Here is an 18,460-nt window from a genome sequence, read left to right on the forward strand (position 1 = left end):
TGATTTTGGTATAATGAATTGTATAGGAGGTACTATTATGAAAATTAATACTCCACTTCAAAATGGATTTCTACCTGATAAATACACGAAGCATGCTCAACCAGATGAAATGTTAGATGGGCATCCCGTCATTTCATTTCCAATCAAGATTTCAGATGTGCCAAGTGATGCTAAGTCACTAGTAGTGATGCTACTAGATGACGATTCAATTCCTGTTTGTGGTTTCACCTACATTCACTGGGTCGCTGCTAATATCGACCCTGATGTATCTGAGATCCCAGAAAATGCGAGCCAAGATCGTTCAATTAACATGACTCTTGGAAAGAACAGCTTGGCTGGCGGACTAGTCAATGTTACTAATCCTAAATTAAATCAACATTATGTTGGTCCAACCCCTCCTGATAAGCCGCATGACTATCAGTTGCACGTATACGCTTTGGACCAAAAACTAAACTTATCTGATGGATTTTGGCTTAACGAACTTAAGCAAAAAATGTCAGGTCATATTGTTGCTAGTGCGGAACAAATTCTACCAGTAAAAAATTAAAACGGAGGGCTTCATAATGCTAAATGGATACAAACACGTTTTAGTACCAGTTGATGGATCAAAAGAAGCAGAAGCTGCTTTATACAAGGCTGCCGCTGTAGCACAAAGAAATAAAGGTCGAGTTGACGTCTTAAACGTCATCAACACCACAAACTATGGGTACAGTCTTGGCGTCGTTGACGGAAGTGTCATCACTCAAATCGTTAACGATGAACTTACCTATTTAAAAGATTTAGTTAACAAGATCAAGGATAAAACTGGGATTGAAGATATTCATATTCACGCTCGTTTTGGAAGTCCTAGAGAAGTTATCACTTATGAGTTCCCACGTGATCACCAAACTGACCTCATCATGATGGGTGCAACCGGTAAGGGTCGGTTGTATCGAATGCTGGAGGGTTCAGTCACTGGATACGTCAATTCGCATGCTGGTTGTGATGTTATCATCGTCAGAACTGACATGAAGAACACCCCAATCAAATAATTAACAATTATTTAAGGAAGAATAGCTAAGCCCTTACGCTTAGCTATTTTTTCTTGCCCATTATCCGAAGAAATCATTGGGTTCGCCTAGCTGAATTACTCTAATTGTTATATGATGTTAACTGCTAGTATATAAATTTAAATTAATTAAAAGGAATGTTTACAATGCACATCAAAAAAAGAAAACACACCAAATCATTCATCGCCCTCTTTGTCGTTATTGTGGTGGCTATATTTGCTGGTGGTGGATATTATTATTGGAATAATCATGGTAGTTTTCTCGGTAAGTTAGACGTTAATCAAAGCAAAACCGCTACTGTATTCATTCCTGGGTTAGGTGGAAACAATATCACCACTGGCTACATGGTTGATACCCTAAACCGTTATCACTTAGCCACTAAGACTCTGCAACTATACGTCAAAAAAGATGGGACGGTTAAAACCACCAAGCAATTTCATAAGATCGGTGCTGATAACCCAACCGTTCAAATTGTTTTCCAAGAAAACCATCGTCCCTATTTCCAATCAACTCAAATGCCTAAGGTCATGCATTACTTGTATACCAAGTACAACATTCGTTCCGTCAACATGATTGGGCATTCTTCAGGTGGAAACATCATTTATTACTACTTAGCACACTATCCCAACCTAAAGGAAGTACCGACAGTGAATAAATTCATCTCACTCGCTACTAACTATGCTCCAAACGATCCTGATGTTAAAAACTTACCTAAAAATCTTCAAATCATGAACTTGGTCGGAGATATGAACCATTCTGGAACCGATGGTGAAGTCACTATGAAGAGTGAGATCCCAATGAAGGGATTAGTTACCGGACACGTCAAGAATTATAAACTTTACGTATACCATGGAAACAGCTCACAGGCTCAACACACTATGCTTCATGAGAATCCGTCGATCGTCAAAATTATTGCTGAATATTTCTTTACCGATAAATTTGACAACTAATGGGAGAATAATTAATGTTTTTAACCCTTAAAAATCGTTTATATCAGTACGTTTACGTGCTGAGTTACATAGTGTTTCTGGCATCGTCAGTAATTCTTTTGAACAGTCAATTCAATAACGTATACTCAGCTAAAAGTTTCTTACAATGGAAAATTGCAGGAATTGTGACCCTGATTGTTATCTTCGTTCAAATTGTGTTGTTACTAACCAGAAGACACGGTTTAAAACAATGGTCAGTAATCGGTCTGATGCTAATTATCTTTGTCCTATCCTATTTTCTAAAGCTCAATGTGATTACTAGTACCCTTTTCTTACTGTTCCTGTTTATGGCAAATGCCGACCTTCTGAGTGAAAATGCCTTTGCAACAATCGACCTAGCCACTAAACTCATTATTTTAGTGGTTATCTTCGCCTTCTTGATCTTCCATGTTTTCCCATCACAGAATGCGATTTCATTTACCCGGGGGACTTCCACACGGTATGCCATTGGATTTACCCATCCAAATGTTCTAAGCGGATTTATTTTAAGTATCCTTTGTTCCGCCCTCTTACTATTGCAAAACATCCGAAAACACTTTACGTATTTGATTTACGCCCTCCTTTTGGTTGTTTATCTAGTAATTGCCTATCTGACAGGATCACGTGGATTTATGGTTGCCGGAGCTGTCCTGATCCTCGGATTTGGACTGAGTTATTCTAAAAGAATCGTACGTTGGCTACCCAAAGTCACTTGGGTGATCGTCTCATTAACCTTTGTTATTGGAATTGGAATTGGAATGGTAGCTTGGGGTTCATCACTACCGCTCTTTAATACCCTTAATAACGCGTTATCAGGACGTCCTGGTCAACAATTAACCGTCATTCAGTACTTCTATTCACCAAAGATTATCGGGCAAAATCTTCCACTACTGGGTGCACGATCGAACTTGTGGGTCGATAATACCTTCTTGTTTATCCTTCTAAGCGCCGGTTTCATTGGCTTAATGCTTCTCTTAGCGTTATTTATCGGAAGTGCTTACAAGGCCAAACAAGACAATAACTACTTTCTTTGTGTAATCCTGATTGCTTTGGCAGTTCAGGGAATTATTGAAACCCAGCTTACCAATGCATATATGTTTGCTCCGTTTATCTATGCCTTTACCCAGGTCGTTAAAGATGTTCCTAAAAGACAAAGACCCGTGGGCAGACATGCACGCCATGCTCGCACATTTTAATCATGCTTTATTCCATCCCATTTTCAGCAAAAGTTGAAAATGGAATTTTTAATTGATATTATTTTCACAAAAATATACCATGAATAGGTAAGTATCAATTAATTTCAAAGGAGGTCATAAATTTGCGTTATTTAGCATTTTTAGGCTCACAGAGTAATGATGGTTTGACGGCCAAATACTTGAACGCGGTTATCTCGGGTCTCCCAAAGGACGCCGAAGTTGAAACCCTATTTCTTCAAGACTATGACATCAAACCCGATAATTTAAAACATCCTAACCCAACGCTTGATATGATTGAAAAGAAGATGGAGGCAGCCGATGTATGGATCATCGCCTCACCCACTTACTTCGCTGATCTATCCGGGGTTACCAAAAACCTATTTGACTGCATGCGTCACCGCATGGTTAAAATAAACAGTATTGGAGACACCCTCCCGGGCAAGTTCAAAAATAAACATTACTTAAGCTTAACCACCTGCTTTTTGTCTTCATTTCAAAATTTCTTTACCGGAATTACCGATCAAACCTTTCGAACCATTGATAAAATTATGACGTCGGCTGGTTTAATCAAACTCGGCGAAGTTATTGGTACCCACACTTGGGGAAGTAAGGGGATTCCTAATCCCAAGAAACTTGAGCTATGTAAACGATGGGGACAAAAAATTGCTAACAAACCGCGAAAGGATGATAGTACTTTGAAACGTTATATTGAATTATTCGGCATGATTGCTGTGATGTCACTGGTTACAATGGTGATCGAGGGACTGGTTTTTGGACTGAAATTCAACGGAGAATTCTGGCTCTTCTACGTTGCATTCGTTGTGATTTTCTACGTTCTACTCGCCATCCTGCTTCATTTTTTCACTTTTTTAAGGCACCGACGTCGTTAAAATTAACCCAAACAAAAAGATCGATTTAAAATCGATCTTTTTTTATTTTAGTTATTAATCTTTTCAATTCTAATTTCATCAGAAAGTTGATGATCATCCAATTTGTATAAGTTATTAAAGAACTCCATTTCAAATGATGCCGGGTCAGCCGGATAATTCCCTTCCGCTAATTCACCTGCCACACTGACAATGGCAGTTCCAAGTGCAACGGCATGAACACCACGATGATGAGCAGCGATAACTCCAAGGACACCATCCAACACGTCTCCAGAACCAACGTTAATGGCTAATTCTTTACTGCCATTGTGAACCACGTATGTTTCTGAACCATCAGAAATCACATCATCAACCCCTGAAATCACCACAATTGAATGGAACTGTTTGGCAGCCATTTTGGCAACTTGAACACGATCACCGTTTCCATCAGCTGCATCGATTCCACGAGTCCCCCAATCTATTCCAGCCGTAAAAGCAATCTCACCGACATTCCCCCGCAAAATATCAATATTAACCTCGTTACTTATTTTCTTGAAAACTTCCGTTCTTAGTTCCGAAGCACTAACCGCCACTGGATCAACAATAACGGGTAAATTACGATTATTAGCTGCTTGACCAGCGATAATATCCAATTTTACGTTATCATCATTCATCGTTCCGAGATTCAAGACCAAACTGTTCGCAATGGCCACTAAGTCACGACCTTCGTTTGAAGAATCACACATAATTGGCGAACCGCCAACATAACTAATTGCATCAGCTACTTTTTGTGGGGTCACCATGTTAGGAATGTCCAAAACAACTGGATTCTCCCTACGAATTTCTTCTAAAATTGATGTCATATTTTCATTTCCCTTCTAATTCATCGATTGTCTCTTTTACATTTTTACTATCCATGATTACGGAAATTACAGCAATTCCAGCCTTCGAAGCCTGATAAATCGACTGGCAGTTACTAGTATTAATACCGCCAATTGCGACTACAGGTAGTGAAACCTGATTTTGCAATTGTACTAAGCCATTAATACCAATTGGAGGTTTAGCATCTGCTTTACTAATAGTAGGAAAAATTGGACCAATTCCCAAATAATTAATTCCAATAAGTGGCTTACTGTACTCTAACTCACTTTCGGTACTAATCGATAACCCCACTATTAAATTTGGATTATCGTGAATTATCTTTTGAACACTTTCATCACTCTGGCCAACGTGGATTCCATCCGCATTAATCTCATTTGCCAAATTCACATCATCATCAACAATTAATGGGACGTGATGCTTGGTAGTAATTTTACGGAGTTTTTTACCCATTTCAATTTTTCTCTGACCAGTTAATGATCCTGGACCCTTTTCACGATATTGGAAAGCTGTTACTCCATTACTTAAAGCTTGCTCAATATGATTTACGAATTCAGCGTCAGAGCCAGCAAAATTTTGAGTTCCAGCTACTAAATAAATTTGAAGAGCTTTCTTATTAAACTGCATGTTAATTACTCCCACATTCCATGATTTAACGGGCCGTTACCATGACCAATGATCAATGGCTTCCTAATAATTTTATCCAAATAATTTTTCCCAAAACGGATAGCGGATTCCATTGTTTCACCACGTGCTAATGCTGAAACAATTGCCGAAGAAAGCGTATCTCCAGTCCCATGGGTTCGAACTGTATCGACTCGATTTACAGTTAGCCAAAAGTCAGAACCATCTTCTAAAAGAACATAGTCTTTTACGATCTTGTTAGTACCATGGCCGCCTTTAATCATGACATTCTTAGCACCAGCAATCTGGATATTTCGAGCGGCTTTTTTAACTTCTTCATCTGATTCGATCGATTGATTCGTAATTTTCTCTGCTTCAGGCAAGTTGGGTGTTACTAAATCGGCTAGTGGGATCAATTCATTAATCAAAGTTTCAATGGCACTTTCTTCAAGTAGAATTGAACCTCCCTTAGCTACCATAACAGGATCAACTACAATTTGACCTAATTTATACTTCTTAATGTTATCCGACACTAATTGAACATGTCTTTCATCAAATAATGCCCCAGTTTTAGTTGCTTTAATGTCAAAATCATCACAGATAGAAGCAAATTGTTCATTAATAATTTTCTCAGGAAGTGGATAAGTATCCTGAACCCCAATGGTATTCTGAGCAGTTATACCAGCAACCACGTTGGTACTGAATACTTGACATGCTTGCATGGTTTTTATATCTGCTTCCATTCCTGCCCCACCGCCAGAATCTGTTCCTGCAATCGTTAATGCTTCTGGATATTGTTTAATTTCATTACTCATAATATCTCCCTCTCATGACTTTAAGCTTCATACATCGTATTCCAAAAATCCAACTCATATTGACAGCTACTTTGAAACACCATATTAGCCTGCCCTCTTTCGTCAGGATGAATTTCCGCCAGTTGATTAATAAAGTAAAAAATACTTTTCATTTCACTGGGATCTAAATAAAATTTGATCCACTCATTAAACGGATTATTTCTGCAATCACTTTTATTTAACTGATAAGCAATCACATAATAAGTCCAAATACACGGAGCAAGTGCACTCAGTCCAATCAAAATTGACTTGGTATTAACAGCATTATGCATACTTTTAACATAATTTTTTGTAACTGAAAGCATGGGAACTCCTTGAACCTGCTTACCGGCAATGTCTATAAATCTCATCATGACATCATGTGGTGTATGCTCATCTCTAATTCCGTTAACACAAATTACTAAAAACTTTTGCAATTTCAAATCAATTGTCTCTTTTTTTATTTGTTGAAATTGATCAGCATAACCATTCAGATACATTTCGTCTTGTTGAACGTATCTGATAAGTGCAGATTTCGGAACTTCTCCAACCTTAATCCCTTCAACATACTCACAATCCATGATCTGATCCATTATTTCTGTTGCGTTTTCTATTAATTCATCAGTAAACTTTACTTTTCTCAATTACTAACATCCCCAATACAAAAAGGCTCCTCATCAATGATGAGGAGCCCTTAATTACATTTTTAATTAAAGATACGCACGATTCCTTTCGCAGGTATTAACCAGTTCAAGTTCAATGGGTATAATCTCAGCCAAATGGCACCCCCTCATACAATTGTTCAATTGTTTTTAGTATATACTTTAAAAATCAGTATGACAATTTTAATCAACAATCTTTGCGCCCAGAACATTCTTGAAGTGATCCATCGCAAATTTCTGTCCCAAATCAGAGAAGGTTGCCACTCCGCTCTGATGAATGACCAAGTTGTAATCTAAGTTATATCCAGCAATCGCGGTGTGTAAAACACAAATGTCGGTGCAGACACCCGCCAAATGCAACGTTTTCACGTTTCGTTCCCTGAGTCTAAGATCGAGATCCGTCCCAGCAAACGCACTGTACCTGGTTTTATCCATTTGCCAAACATTATCCAAATCTTGGTTCTTATCAAACCACTTTCCAACGTTTCCATACAACTGACGACCCCAGGTTCCTCGCACGTTGTGAGTTGGATAAAGCTTGGTTTCGGGACTGTATGGATCGTCCTTTTTATGCACATCAGTTGGAAAAATAACGAATTGATTGTCATCTTTAAATTTTTCAGCCAAATCAACAATGGACTGATCAAGTTTCTGAGCTGGCTTACCAGCGGTCAAAGATCCCTGATCATCCACAAAATCATTAGTATAGTCAATAATTAGAAGTGCGTCTTTATCTGCCATTTTAATGCCTCGATTCCCTAAAAATCAGACGGTTTTGCTGGATACTTAATTTCCCTTTCAGAACGATCCTGAGCAGCCTTTACATAGACTTTAGCAACGTTGTCTGGTTGCATCTCTTCACTACTACCAGAAAGCCCTTGAATGGTAATCAAACCAACATAAATATTATCATCTTCAACTGCATCATGAAGTGAAAATGCGTAATCACTTAAAGCTGCCTTGGTAGCCGCTAAAGTGGCGTTATCCTTTGTGGGATGAAAAGCTGCTCCACCACCAGTGATTAAAATATTCCGATTTAACTTAGAATCATCCGAAAGACCAACGAATTGTCGTGTTGTTGTAATAGCACCAAAAACATTGGTGTCATAAATTCCTTTAATTTGATCCAATGGCAATGAAAATGGTGTATCCAAAGTTTTATCACCAACGTTATAAACCATGGTTTCTGGAATTCCATAAGCCATTTTGACCTTACTAAAGACATTGGTTACCTGAGTGGGATCGGTTACATCTGCGACAATGAAATCAGCCTTAATGATGCCATCGTTACTCAAATCTTTTACAAACTGTTTCAATTGATCAGCGTTCCGGGCCACTAAAATTGGAGTCTTGCCTGCTTCACCAAATTTCTTGGCAATGGAAAAGCCAAAGCCCTTTCCAACACCAAAGATTACTACACTTTCACTCATAAATTTACCTCCTAAAGTTAATTCATGAAAAGTTTACCACCAAACCAAAATATAAACATTTTAGAGGCTTGAGGTAATTTTTGATCTTGTATTTAATTTAAATAAATCTGTTTTAGCTTGTATGGAAAAAATAAGCTTCCTAATTTATTTTGTTGAATTGTTCCAGTCACACCAATAGTTTTTCTACCCCAAAGTCCAGAATTATAAAATAAATGTCCACCATATTGATTATCAGTCATTTTAGTTAGATGTTTCCCCTTATTTCTTTTTAAATACTTATATGTCTCCTTATTTTTACTATATTTCTTCAATGTTGCATCCGATCCTGAAATCACATTCTCAGTTTGTGCTTTGACGCAGCTCGTTTCTAAGACTGATTCCCAAGGATACATAACCAAAAATAGATACCCAATTAGTATAAACGGAATACCTATTATTACAGTTATCATCCATTTAGTTTTACTCATACCAGAATCCCTCATTTCAGTTAAAATTTTCATGATTAGGGTATCATACATAAAAAATTTCTACTACAATACGAATCAGAATATAGATAAGGAGGAACTATTATGTATAAAAAACATAAATTTATATATTTTTTTGTCATTAATTACTTTGCTAACAATTACCTTAGGAGGACAAACCATCTCATTTGCATCTGATTCAAATGAGCAAACGAGTAATACTGTAGTTAAATCTACATATAATTTATCAAACGTTGATTCAAATACACTAAATAAAATGAATGAAATAGCTTCTCAAGATCCAAATGTTAAAGAAACTGTTAATAATGGTCAAATTACAATAGAGCAACTATTACCTAGTTCTGATGATCAATCAACTTTACCTATCTCAGCATATACAAGATTTAATTCACAAAAAAATTATAAATTTGAATCACAAAACTTAAAAACCATTAACTTTTCCACTTTTATAAATAAAATGGATCAAGATAATAATATTAAAATGAAGAATGGATCAAAAATATCTATGAAACGTTATAAAGGACAAACAACTTATGGTCAACATGTAAAAACAAATACTCATGTACATTGTAATAGATTTAATGGTTCTCATTCTGATCATAAATATTGGGGTGAAAAAGATCCACGTGCTTGGTCGGATTTCTATCATAGTGATTGTGATTGGCATGCCATAAATTATAACTGTAGTAGTTCTAAATCTAAAATGACAAAATGCCATGGTCTAAATGAATATGGAAATGGGGGTCAAAGATTGCTCATCCTGGAAAAGTCAGAAAAGACGACATCACAATTGGTCAAAACAAGCTTGGTACAGGAATGCTTACTAAATAAATAATAATTTTTATGAATATACTTATTCATTTCCTTAAAAGTAATTCCAAGAAATAACATATTACTTAATTTATACACAATATAAAATTTACCAGAAATTAACTTAAAATAATCATTACAAGTATTTCACTAAAACAATTTAAATTATGATATATTTATTCTATTAATGATTTACTATTTATGAAAAAGTACTATAAACACAAAAGAAGCCCCACTACCCAAAAGTAGTGAGGCTTCTTTGCGACTTAATCTCCGTTAAATAAGTATACCAGTTTTAAGAATTTTGTCAGCCCTTCCTATTAACTGAAACCAAATAGAGACCAATTGCTTTTCAAATACTGGTTACATCAATGTCTTGAAGCTAAAATAAATGCGCCCCCCGAGAGTCGAACTCGGATCATGAGGACCGAAATCTCATGTGCTATCCATTACACTAAGGGCGCTTAACAAATACTATGCTATCGATAAACACAGTAAATTGCAAGTAAATTATTTATTTGCGACTTTATTTGCGGCCGCTTCTAAGTCTAACTCTAGCTTTAAAGAGTTATTTTTAAAGTCATCAACCAGGCTGGTACCCTTGGTAACATACTTTCCAATCGTTCTCCCGGTAATGCTAACAAACGCAATGGTTTGATCATTAACCAACTTAGCCGAATCATAGTGACCTTCTTCAGCTGAATCCAGGTAGGCTTGGGTTAAATCTTGGACGTTACTTTTGATCAACTCATCAAGTGTAATGTCCTTACCTTCTTTTTTGAGCTCATCCCACAAGTTTTTAACTTCATCCATCGTCTCTGGAATCTTTGCACTCATTTCAATTCCTCCATCTTTAAACAAAACCACCGGTCCGTAAACATCGGTGGTTAAATAATTATTTATTTCTCTGCACGAACGTCTTATTAGGAACCCGAATCAAAATGAATTGGTTGGCATCTTTCCCGGCATGCATTCCCAAACCATTCCAGAAGTTCCCTTTATATGTCAAGGTAACCACCTTGGCCCATGCATTCTGGAAGTGCTGGTCATTTAATTTAATGTTTTTGCGATTCAATTTGTAACTGCGCCCGGTAACTTCAGCATTACCACGCGTCGTAACCACTTGTGCATTAGTACTTGGAAGCTGATACTTAACGTTCTTTAACCAGAACGAATACTGTTGAATTGGACCCTTGTTTCCTTCCACCTTCACGTAATAAGAACCGTGCTCATCACTTTGAATGATCAATGGTTCCACCTGCGTCGTGGTAACAACGTTCCGGTTGTTCGTCTTGGTAATGTTTCTAAAGAAGGTCGTGTAAACCATCAAAGCCAGCAAAACCAAGAAAACAACGATTTCACCGATTGAGATCAGCAAATTTCGCCATTCAAAAGTCTTTTTATCTTGGACGATCATTTTAATTCGGCGTGAACGAATGTTTTTAATCACAAGGATTAAAACTACCAAAACAATTAACCACGCAATTACACCTACAAGATTCCACCATGAATTCATGAAAGTATCCTCCGCTCTATTTTTCCTATCTCCCCTATTCTAATTGAAAATTGATTTTTATGCCATATTTGATATACTAAACTTAAATTAAACATTGGGGTGCCGAGTGGCTGAGATCATACCCGTTGAACCTGACTTGGACAATACCAGCGCAGGAAATATATAACTAAGCTTGTTAAATACATCAGCTGGACGTTCTCCCACTCGCGGTTTGGACGTCTTTTTTTATGGAGAATAAATGATGATAAACATCAAAGATCTATCATTTTCATATCCTGAACAGGATAAAATCTTAAATCAAATTAATTTAAAGTTTGAGCCAAATAGTATGAACTTACTATTTGGTCCAACTGGAAGTGGGAAGACCACGCTCTTGAAACTGATTGCGGGACTGTATCCCAAGTATAGTAAGGGTGAAATGAGTGGAAAAATTGATATGGATGAAAAGACAGCCATGCTGTTTCAGGATCCTAACCACCAGTTTGCGATGAAAACCGTCAAAGAAGAACTAATCTTCGCCCTCGGAAACTTACAAGTCGATCCCGCTCAAATGCCTAATCGCATCGATGATGCTCTAGCCTTTTGTGGAATCAGCAGTCTTAAAAATCGGACCATTTCAACCTTATCTGGGGGTGAGAAGCAAAAAGTTGCTTTAGCAGTGACAGTTGCCATGAAACGTCCCGTTCTTCTCCTCGACGAACCTTTTAGTAACGTCGACTTCGAAAGTAAGAAAGACATCATCAGGCGACTCGTTCAACTTAAGGAAGAACACAATCGGACCATCATCATTTCCGATCATAACTTGAGCGATTACATTGGGATCGCCGATCACTTCTTTAACGTTCAAAACGATTCCGTCAAACCAATTCCGGTTAAGCAAATTAAGAACCGTCTTCCACACCATCCTGACAAAGAGATTGAATACAAGATCATGTCGGACAATGATCCCATTATTAATCTACTCAATTTCTCCATGACCGATGGCAACCAAAACTTAATTGAACCAGAAAACATTGATTTGTATCCTGGCATCACTTACCTAAATGGGAAGAACGGGAGTGGTAAATCAACTTTTTTCAAAGCCTTATCACGCCTCCACTCTTATAACGGGGTCGTCAAGATCCTTAATCGCAACATCAAGAAGTCATCCCTCCCATTTCTCATGCGATACGAAAATCTTGTTTTCCAAAATTCAGAAGACCAATTTTTGACCATTACCATTAATGATGAGATTCAATTGGCCAAAAAGAACGCCATTACGAAGAATTGGACGGATGATCGGATCAATGATCTAATGGAAGAACTCCATTTAGATCAACTCACCGATCGAGTTGTCTACTCACTTAGTGGCGGTCAAAAAAAGAAACTGCAAATCGTAATCATGTTAATCAGAGACGCTCCCATTCTCATGTTGGACGAGCCCTTTGCCGGACTTGATCAAGAATCAACCACGATTATCTCAAGGTTGCTTGAAGACGAGGCCCACGCTGGCAAAACCATCATTTTTGCTTCTCATCAACAGACTGAATTGGTGGACAACGCTGATTTTTACATCGAACTCGCTAATCACCGCTTGACTTATAAGGAGGACGTTCATGAATCCTAGTCTAAAATTCATCTTAGTCCTGATCATTGCACTCGAAGTATCATTTACTAACAGTATTGTTGGCAACGTGATTTTAATCGTAGTGGGGCTTCTCTACCTTTTAGTTAAACGAGTTAAATTAAAGCGTCTTTTGTGGATCCTCCTGATTGCGGTGATCCCTGCCATTGGGCTCCTTATTTCGCAAGTCTTGTACGCTAAGAGTAGCCACGCCGGGATCCTCCTTTTCACTCGAATCTACGTCTACGTGATCTATGGAGCAGCATTCACTTTAACAACCAAGCTCTATGAGTTAGTCAATTCACTTGAACAGAATCTCCATCTTCCAAGCAAGTTCGTTTATGGTGTCATGGCAGCGTTCAACCTTCTTCCTGAGATTCAGGCCGAAGTTAATAAAATCAAAACCGCAAGTTTAATGCGCGGCGTTAAGTTACACTGGTGGTCACCTACCCTATACTTTAGGGCCATTTTGTCAGCCATTCGGTGGTCGGAAAACCTAGCGCAAGGAATGGAATCGCATGGATTCGTTGAGGGTCAGTCACGAACTTTTTATGAACCGGTTAAAATTACGATGGTAGACTGGCTGGTCTTCGTTTTCAACGTAATTTTACTTCAAGCGATCCTACTTCTCCTTTAGTATTCTTTGTCTCAATTAAATAAATTAATGTATAATGGACTCAAGTAAGAGAAGTAGAGGAGGAAACAAAATGAAAATTGGTGAAGAATTTAGTCAAGTAGCAACTGATCTGATTAAATTCCAAGAAAAACATGATATTCCTGATAACCAGATGGCAGTTGACTTACATATGACCGTGGAAAGATTTCACGCCATCAAGAGTATGCAAGTTCAACCAACTCAGGATGAAGTTAAAATAATTAAACAGTTTATTGTTCATAACAAGTAAAAAACGATGACTTTCATGAAAGTCATCGTTTTTTTATCCAATTTGTTGTTCAATTAGATACGAATCAAGATAGCCAAAGGCAATCTCATCAATATCATTTAAATTAATCAGTTGGTTATTTACGACAAATAATTTAGCTTTATCAACAATCTGAACCGTAACCTGTCCCCGCTCGTACTTTACGGGAAAACCGAGGTACGATTGTCCGTCATTCATTTTAATGCGAACCACTCGTTGAAACTTGATGGCCATCTCAATCGTAGCGGCAAACAAGTTGACCGTTGCATCAAAACTCCGATCATTATTTAAAACTGGCTGAACGAAAACGCCGTTGGCTGAATTAATGGAGACAAAGTGATTAATCAAACGCAAATAATCACTTTTAATCACTAACTTATCAATTTCATCAATTTTAATTAATTCATAACCGCCAAATCGTCCCATCATATCGACCAACGAAAAGATTACTGAATCTGAATTAACCGCCCGAATCTGACCAATAAAGAAGAGATCGGAATGAATCTTAGGAATCATCACAATCCGTCTCCCGGTTTCCATCGCGGAATAGAGGTTAGCTTCAATCGCTAATTGGCCATCTACTACTTGGGGATCAATGTGTTTAGCAAATAACACCGACTTGGAATCCGTCAATAATTTTAATTCCGTTCCCAAAAACTCAACGGATCGAACCAATGGCTTAATAATGGTCTTGTGTGTCACGTTCTCATTATCAAACTTATCAATTACGGAAAGCGAAAATTCAAAGTCTGACAACGAATTAATAAAACCCTCAACGGAATTGCCGTCCTGAGTCACCACCATGATAGCTTGCTGGTCAACAAAGGAATTTCCCAAAATCTGAGTTAGCAGATCATTCTTCGAATTAAGCTTCATTACTTCCTGTTTCGTCCCGTTCAACTTTAGTTGGCGTGACATCCGAATCCGACCTTCCATCTTGGTCAAGTCTTCACTTTGAAAATCAATGTCGTCAATGTCACCATAAACTACATATACCAGTCCGTTAGCTAATCCGTAGTCATCGTACGTAATTAGAATGGCTCCAGCAGCATCAAGGGCAACCACGACCCCGGTATAAAAAACCGTGGTGTTTTGTTGGGTCAAATTTACCAATAAATTATTATTCATCGAATACCTCAAGTCTTTGACAACTTGATCAACCGAATTATTCAAATTATCACCTACTTCTCTAGTAACATCAGTTTAATCTTATCACATGTAAGGATTCGACCAAGATTAGTGCGCCTATCATAACATAAATTTTGCGTTCTTTTTAAGCTTTTACTTTCTATTTTCATTTATACCATGAATGCTTTAAAATGAGACTGAGGTGAAAATATGTCGAAGAAAAAAATTGAACGTAAGCAACGTCAAAACATCATTATTGATATGAACGATTTCATCATTAAATACGCTGCCACAATGTTAGGAGAAAATAAAACTAACTTAGCTCAGCAAATCTACGAAGCAGGCAAAGATGACGTCAAGGGTTTAGATAAACTGTTCAATGACGCCGGATACGGTCGCAAAGAACAATACGAAAACATCGCCGAAGGATACGTCTGCAACTTTTATCACGTGATGCCGGATCAAGCCAAGCCCGAGGTTGACCGGTTAACTAAAGAAGCAATGAATTACTTAGGATCACACGCGGACGAGTTCAATCGTTGGCGTGAGGAATAAAACAACTTCGCTTGAAGTTGTTTTTTTATGGAAAAATGGAGGTGGAAATAGTGAACAAAGTTGGAGTCAGAGATCTCGTTGAGTTCTTACTAAGAAGTGGCGATCTCAATAGTAGTTTAAGTAGTTTAAACACGGCTCAGGCTGGCACTAGGATCCACCACAAACTCCAAAAGAATCGACCAAAAGACTACCAAAAAGAATACTACCTTGAAAAAGCGGTTCAAGTAAATCACAATGATTTCCTGGTGCATGGTCGAGCTGATGGTGTAATCCTCAACGATGATTCAGCTGTCATTGAAGAAATCAAAACCTCTGACATCGAATTTCAAGACATCCCTGAAAATAAAATGATTCTCTACTGGGGACAAGTCAAGGCTTACGCCTACTTACTTATGAACGAAAATCCAGCAATCAAAACCGTAACAATGCGGCTCACCTACGTTCAAACTCCTGAAGAAGAAACCACCCAAAAAGAACAATCAATTACATTTACAGATGCGGAAAGTTTCTTTAACAATTTAATCAAAGAATTCAGTGAGTGGCTTAAACTTAAAGATCAATTAGATGAAGAAAAACACACTACCGCCCAAAAGCTCCAATTTCCATTCAAGGAATACCGTGACGGTCAGCATGAATTAGCTGCCGCCGTTTACAAGACGGTTGTGACCCATCGGCACCTGTTTGCCGAGGCGCCCACTGGGACGGGAAAAACCATTTCAACTCTTTTCCCTACCATAAAAGCCATGGGAAACGACCTTATTTCCAAGGTGTTTTATCTAACGGCTAAGCAGAGCACCCGAAGAGTCGCTGAAGATGCCATTCGACTCATGAGTGACAAGGGACTGCGGTTAAGAAGTATCACTCTCACTGCCAAGGACCAAATCATGTTTGAAGAAGAACGAGACCAGGCTCCTGAAGATAATCCCTATATGATTGGCTACTACGATCGCTTAAAGCCCGCCTTAAAGGATCTTTTGCGTCACAATCATCAGATTACGCGTGACATCATAGAAAAGTATGCGAAAAAATACACGTTGGATCCATTTGAATTTTCTCTTGATACAAGTCTTTTTTGTGATGTAATCATCGGTGACTATAACTACCTCTTTGATCCTCAGGTTCACCTGCAACGTTTCTTTGAGGTTCAAGACTATCGTAACTTTTATTTAATCGATGAGGCTCATAACCTCGTGGATCGTTCCCGCGAGATGTATTCAACTGAACTATCGTCTAGTTCGCTAGCCGACGTTATCAAAATCATTTCAAGGGAGAGGGAATCAAATAAAAAGGTGTTAACCAAGCTCCGTTCACTCAAACGTCAGTTTAATGCGGTCGCTAAGCCATTGCGTGATGATCACATCTTTGAAACGGCCACTGATGATCCCCTCGATAAATTTACAAAGGCGGTTACTAACCTAGTTAAAGTAATGCGAAAATGGATTGCCAAACAGGATGACAGTGACGACTTAGACGTTGTACTCGATTTTTTCTTTCAGTGCACCGGATACCTTAAAATTAGCGAATATTTTGGTCCTAATTATAAAGTTCGCATCTTACTGGATGGAAAAAATGTTACCGTGCGCCTCTTTTGTATGGATCCCAGCCATGATTTAGCCGAGACTCTCAAATTAGGTGGTGGAGCCGTCTTATTTTCAGCCACCCTCTCACCAATGGACTACTACGCTAAGGTTTTAGGTGACGAACCCGACAGTCTAAAGTACGAACTACCATCTCCTTTTTCCCCTGAAAACCAGTCCATTATTGTGACTTCATACATTAACACTACGTTCCGAAACCGGGACCAAAGCATTGCCAAAATTGTCGCTACCATTAATCAAATGGTGACTGCCAAGAAGGGTAACTATCTCATTTTTGCCCCATCTGGATTATACCTTGAAAAAATCTACGCTGAATTTATCAAACAACATCCAACCATTCACACCATCAAACAAGAGTCAGGGATGGACGATCAAGCCCGCTCTCGCTTCATTCACCAGTTCGATCATCCCGATGATCAACCGACGGTGGGGTTTGCCCTTTTAGGTGGCATCTTTTCGGAGGGAATTGACCTTGTCGGGGATAAATTAATCGGCGTTGGAATCGTCGGGGTAGGCCTTCCGGGACTTAACTCGGAAACCAACCTTATTCGTGATTACTTTGACGCCAAGAACGGTCACGGGTTTGAATATGCCTATCAACTTCCTGGATTAAACCACGTTTTTCAAGCAGCTGGGCGCCTAATCCGTGGAAAACATGATCAAGGTGTTATCGTATTGATGGATCAAAGATTTACCCAAAAAAGATACACGAATCTTTACCCACCGCAATGGAAAAATTATCACATTGCTCATAGTCCACGTGAATTAGAAAATGATCTCCACCAATTCTGGAACCATTTGAAGGGAGAAAGTCATGACTAAATTTGAAAGTTACCACCCTATTTTTACTGCTCATCTTGAGCTAGATTGGTTAACCACTACTAGTTTGGGGCAAATTACTCAATTATTAAACGGTCGTACCATTGCCAACGTTCGTCTTGACGGTGAGTACAATGCATCAAGGACCGCTGACCTTGTAAACGATGACATGCGCCAAATCATGCAATCCCAAGCTTTAATTTGGGCAGTCAAAGACAAGCAAACCCAAGTCTTGTTGGGAATTTTTGCCATCACCAACCTAGCCAATAATGAACCCCAATTTAACTTTATTTTTGAAGTTGGGATTGCTCCGGATTTTATCAGCGAATTGTTTGACCATATGATACAATTTACTTTTAAAGAATTAAAACAATATAGTATTTCTCTCCTATTAAATAACAACCAACATAATCTTATGAGTATAATAAAAACTTTAGGATTCTCCCAAATCGCTAAATCAGCTAAATCCTCTAGATTTCAATTATTTCAGTAATTTCAGTTGAATTGTGTTCCATA

22 protein-coding genes, 1 tRNA gene and 2 riboswitches are annotated in these 18,460 nt (G+C 38.2%); of the genes, 12 read left to right on the forward strand and 11 right to left on the reverse strand.

The window, feature by feature from the left end:
- The first annotated feature begins 37 nt into the window (after positions 1-37).
- The 5 genes from FC73_RS06145 (at position 38) to FC73_RS06165 (ending at position 4,103) form a co-directional block, all read left to right on the forward strand.
- The gene (locus tag FC73_RS06145; protein WP_010022634.1) at positions 38-547 is read left to right on the forward strand and encodes a YbhB/YbcL family Raf kinase inhibitor-like protein; all 510 of its coding nucleotides are present in this window, start codon (positions 38-40) and stop codon (positions 545-547) included.
- Between the two features lie 16 nt (positions 548-563).
- Entirely contained in the window at positions 564-1,031 is a 468-nt protein-coding gene (locus tag FC73_RS06150; protein ID WP_010022633.1) for a universal stress protein, read from the forward strand.
- Positions 1,032-1,195: 164 nt separating this feature from the next.
- Positions 1,196-1,999 (forward strand): alpha/beta fold hydrolase, encoded by an 804-nt coding sequence (locus FC73_RS06155; protein WP_010022632.1) that lies wholly within the window; start codon positions 1,196-1,198, stop codon positions 1,997-1,999.
- A gap of 14 nt (positions 2,000-2,013) precedes the next feature.
- On the forward strand, positions 2,014-3,213 hold the full coding sequence (locus FC73_RS06160) for an O-antigen ligase family protein (RefSeq protein WP_056936305.1): 1,200 nt from the start codon (positions 2,014-2,016) through the stop codon (positions 3,211-3,213).
- Positions 3,214-3,335: 122 nt separating this feature from the next.
- Positions 3,336-4,103 (forward strand): flavodoxin family protein, encoded by a 768-nt coding sequence (locus FC73_RS06165; RefSeq protein WP_010022628.1) that lies wholly within the window; start codon positions 3,336-3,338, stop codon positions 4,101-4,103.
- A gap of 47 nt (positions 4,104-4,150) precedes the next feature.
- On the opposite strand, the gene thiM is transcribed toward FC73_RS06165, so the two are convergent.
- From thiM to FC73_RS06200, 7 genes are all read right to left on the reverse strand, one after another.
- Positions 4,151-4,942: a hydroxyethylthiazole kinase gene (gene thiM / locus FC73_RS06170; RefSeq protein ID WP_010022626.1), complete on the reverse strand. Its 792-nt coding sequence runs from the start codon at positions 4,940-4,942 to the stop codon at positions 4,151-4,153.
- A gap of 4 nt (positions 4,943-4,946) precedes the next feature.
- Positions 4,947-5,585 (reverse strand): thiamine phosphate synthase, encoded by a 639-nt coding sequence (gene thiE, locus FC73_RS06175; protein WP_010022625.1) that lies wholly within the window; start codon positions 5,583-5,585, stop codon positions 4,947-4,949.
- 5 nt (positions 5,586-5,590) lie between these two features.
- Positions 5,591-6,397 (reverse strand): bifunctional hydroxymethylpyrimidine kinase/phosphomethylpyrimidine kinase, encoded by an 807-nt coding sequence (gene thiD / locus FC73_RS06180; protein WP_010022624.1) that lies wholly within the window; start codon positions 6,395-6,397, stop codon positions 5,591-5,593.
- Between the two features lie 20 nt (positions 6,398-6,417).
- Positions 6,418-7,059 (reverse strand): TenA family protein, encoded by a 642-nt coding sequence (locus FC73_RS06185; protein WP_010022623.1) that lies wholly within the window; start codon positions 7,057-7,059, stop codon positions 6,418-6,420.
- Between the two features lie 65 nt (positions 7,060-7,124).
- A riboswitch (TPP riboswitch) is annotated at positions 7,125-7,215 on the reverse strand.
- 45 nt (positions 7,216-7,260) lie between these two features.
- Positions 7,261-7,818: a cysteine hydrolase family protein gene (locus tag FC73_RS06190; RefSeq protein ID WP_010022621.1), complete on the reverse strand. Its 558-nt coding sequence runs from the start codon at positions 7,816-7,818 to the stop codon at positions 7,261-7,263.
- Between the two features lie 17 nt (positions 7,819-7,835).
- Positions 7,836-8,507 carry an SDR family NAD(P)-dependent oxidoreductase gene (locus FC73_RS06195; RefSeq protein WP_010022620.1) on the reverse strand — a complete coding sequence of 224 codons (672 nt, stop codon included), beginning with the start codon at positions 8,505-8,507 and terminating at the stop codon, positions 7,836-7,838.
- A gap of 92 nt (positions 8,508-8,599) precedes the next feature.
- Positions 8,600-8,974 carry a hypothetical protein gene (locus FC73_RS06200; protein WP_029327181.1) on the reverse strand — a complete coding sequence of 125 codons (375 nt, stop codon included), beginning with the start codon at positions 8,972-8,974 and terminating at the stop codon, positions 8,600-8,602.
- Between the two features lie 133 nt (positions 8,975-9,107).
- Between FC73_RS06200 and FC73_RS06205 the strand changes: the two genes are divergently transcribed.
- The gene (locus FC73_RS06205; RefSeq protein WP_147299373.1) at positions 9,108-9,827 is read left to right on the forward strand and encodes a hypothetical protein; all 720 of its coding nucleotides are present in this window, start codon (positions 9,108-9,110) and stop codon (positions 9,825-9,827) included.
- Positions 9,828-10,194: 367 nt separating this feature from the next.
- On the opposite strand, the gene FC73_RS06210 is transcribed toward FC73_RS06205, so the two are convergent.
- From FC73_RS06210 to FC73_RS06220, 3 genes are all read right to left on the reverse strand, one after another.
- Positions 10,195-10,266: transfer RNA gene (locus FC73_RS06210), tRNA-Arg, on the reverse strand.
- A 46-nt stretch (positions 10,267-10,312) separates the two neighbouring features.
- On the reverse strand, positions 10,313-10,639 hold the full coding sequence (locus FC73_RS06215) for a hypothetical protein (protein WP_010022617.1): 327 nt from the start codon (positions 10,637-10,639) through the stop codon (positions 10,313-10,315).
- 58 nt (positions 10,640-10,697) lie between these two features.
- A complete protein-coding gene (locus FC73_RS06220) occupies positions 10,698-11,318 on the reverse strand; it encodes an LVIS_2131 family protein (RefSeq protein ID WP_010022616.1) in 621 nt (206 codons plus the stop codon).
- Positions 11,319-11,403: 85 nt separating this feature from the next.
- A riboswitch (TPP riboswitch) is annotated at positions 11,404-11,493 on the forward strand.
- A 63-nt stretch (positions 11,494-11,556) separates the two neighbouring features.
- On the opposite strand from FC73_RS06220, the gene FC73_RS06225 reads away from it, so the two are divergent.
- The 3 genes from FC73_RS06225 to FC73_RS06235 all read left to right on the forward strand — a co-directional run bounded on the left by FC73_RS06225 (position 11,557) and on the right by FC73_RS06235 (position 13,826).
- Positions 11,557-12,924 (forward strand): ATP-binding cassette domain-containing protein, encoded by a 1,368-nt coding sequence (locus FC73_RS06225; RefSeq protein WP_029327180.1) that lies wholly within the window; start codon positions 11,557-11,559, stop codon positions 12,922-12,924.
- Entirely contained in the window at positions 12,914-13,558 is a 645-nt protein-coding gene (locus FC73_RS06230) for an energy-coupling factor transporter transmembrane component T family protein (protein ID WP_010022612.1), read from the forward strand. Before FC73_RS06225 ends, FC73_RS06230 begins: the two co-directional genes overlap by 11 nt.
- Before the next feature lie 70 nt (positions 13,559-13,628).
- A complete protein-coding gene (locus FC73_RS06235) occupies positions 13,629-13,826 on the forward strand; it encodes an LBP_cg2779 family protein (protein ID WP_010022611.1) in 198 nt (65 codons plus the stop codon).
- A 33-nt stretch (positions 13,827-13,859) separates the two neighbouring features.
- Here the strand turns inward: FC73_RS06235 and FC73_RS06240 are convergent, their stop codons facing one another.
- Positions 13,860-15,017, reverse strand: a complete 1,158-nt coding sequence (locus FC73_RS06240) for a hypothetical protein (protein ID WP_010022610.1) — start codon at positions 15,015-15,017, stop codon at positions 13,860-13,862.
- A gap of 165 nt (positions 15,018-15,182) precedes the next feature.
- Here FC73_RS06240 and FC73_RS06245 point away from each other — a divergent pair, with 165 nt between their 5' ends.
- The 3 genes from FC73_RS06245 to FC73_RS06255 are packed head-to-tail and all read left to right on the forward strand — an operon-like array spanning position 15,183 to position 18,437.
- On the forward strand, positions 15,183-15,527 hold the full coding sequence (locus tag FC73_RS06245; RefSeq protein WP_010022608.1) for a hypothetical protein: 345 nt from the start codon (positions 15,183-15,185) through the stop codon (positions 15,525-15,527).
- A 47-nt stretch (positions 15,528-15,574) separates the two neighbouring features.
- Complete coding sequence (locus tag FC73_RS06250; RefSeq protein ID WP_404825590.1) at positions 15,575-17,947, forward strand: helicase C-terminal domain-containing protein; 2,373 nt, start codon at positions 15,575-15,577, stop codon at positions 17,945-17,947.
- On the forward strand, positions 17,940-18,437 hold the full coding sequence (locus tag FC73_RS06255; RefSeq protein ID WP_010022606.1) for a hypothetical protein: 498 nt from the start codon (positions 17,940-17,942) through the stop codon (positions 18,435-18,437). Before FC73_RS06250 ends, FC73_RS06255 begins: the two co-directional genes overlap by 8 nt.
- Positions 18,438-18,460: the final 23 nt, after the last annotated feature.

The sequence above is a fragment of the Fructilactobacillus fructivorans genome, from assembly GCF_001434095.1.
In the GTDB taxonomy this organism is placed as follows: domain Bacteria; phylum Bacillota; class Bacilli; order Lactobacillales; family Lactobacillaceae; genus Fructilactobacillus; species Fructilactobacillus fructivorans.

What these genes read in the sequence shown, in the direction of transcription:
- FC73_RS06145 (WP_010022634.1), top strand. Translation starts at nt 38, where the DNA reads ATGAAAATTAATACTCCACTTCAAAATGGATTTCTACCTGATAAATAC.
- FC73_RS06150 (WP_010022633.1), top strand. Translation starts at nt 564, where the DNA reads ATGCTAAATGGATACAAACACGTTTTAGTACCAGTTGATGGATCAAAA.
- FC73_RS06155 (WP_010022632.1), top strand. Translation starts at nt 1,196, where the DNA reads ATGCACATCAAAAAAAGAAAACACACCAAATCATTCATCGCCCTCTTT.
- FC73_RS06160 (WP_056936305.1), top strand. Translation starts at nt 2,014, where the DNA reads ATGTTTTTAACCCTTAAAAATCGTTTATATCAGTACGTTTACGTGCTG.
- thiM (WP_010022626.1), bottom strand. Translation starts at nt 4,942, where the DNA reads ATGACATCAATTTTAGAAGAAATTCGTAGGGAGAATCCAGTTGTTTTG.
- thiE (WP_010022625.1), bottom strand. Translation starts at nt 5,585, where the DNA reads ATGCAGTTTAATAAGAAAGCTCTTCAAATTTATTTAGTAGCTGGAACT.
- thiD (WP_010022624.1), bottom strand. Translation starts at nt 6,397, where the DNA reads ATGAGTAATGAAATTAAACAATATCCAGAAGCATTAACGATTGCAGGA.
- FC73_RS06190 (WP_010022621.1), bottom strand. Translation starts at nt 7,818, where the DNA reads ATGGCAGATAAAGACGCACTTCTAATTATTGACTATACTAATGATTTT.
- FC73_RS06195 (WP_010022620.1), bottom strand. Translation starts at nt 8,507, where the DNA reads ATGAGTGAAAGTGTAGTAATCTTTGGTGTTGGAAAGGGCTTTGGCTTT.
- FC73_RS06200 (WP_029327181.1), bottom strand. Translation starts at nt 8,974, where the DNA reads ATGAGTAAAACTAAATGGATGATAACTGTAATAATAGGTATTCCGTTT.
- FC73_RS06215 (WP_010022617.1), bottom strand. Translation starts at nt 10,639, where the DNA reads ATGAGTGCAAAGATTCCAGAGACGATGGATGAAGTTAAAAACTTGTGG.
- FC73_RS06220 (WP_010022616.1), bottom strand. Translation starts at nt 11,318, where the DNA reads ATGAATTCATGGTGGAATCTTGTAGGTGTAATTGCGTGGTTAATTGTT.
- FC73_RS06225 (WP_029327180.1), top strand. Translation starts at nt 11,557, where the DNA reads ATGATGATAAACATCAAAGATCTATCATTTTCATATCCTGAACAGGAT.
- FC73_RS06230 (WP_010022612.1), top strand. Translation starts at nt 12,914, where the DNA reads ATGAATCCTAGTCTAAAATTCATCTTAGTCCTGATCATTGCACTCGAA.
- FC73_RS06235 (WP_010022611.1), top strand. Translation starts at nt 13,629, where the DNA reads ATGAAAATTGGTGAAGAATTTAGTCAAGTAGCAACTGATCTGATTAAA.
- FC73_RS06245 (WP_010022608.1), top strand. Translation starts at nt 15,183, where the DNA reads ATGTCGAAGAAAAAAATTGAACGTAAGCAACGTCAAAACATCATTATT.
- FC73_RS06255 (WP_010022606.1), top strand. Translation starts at nt 17,940, where the DNA reads ATGACTAAATTTGAAAGTTACCACCCTATTTTTACTGCTCATCTTGAG.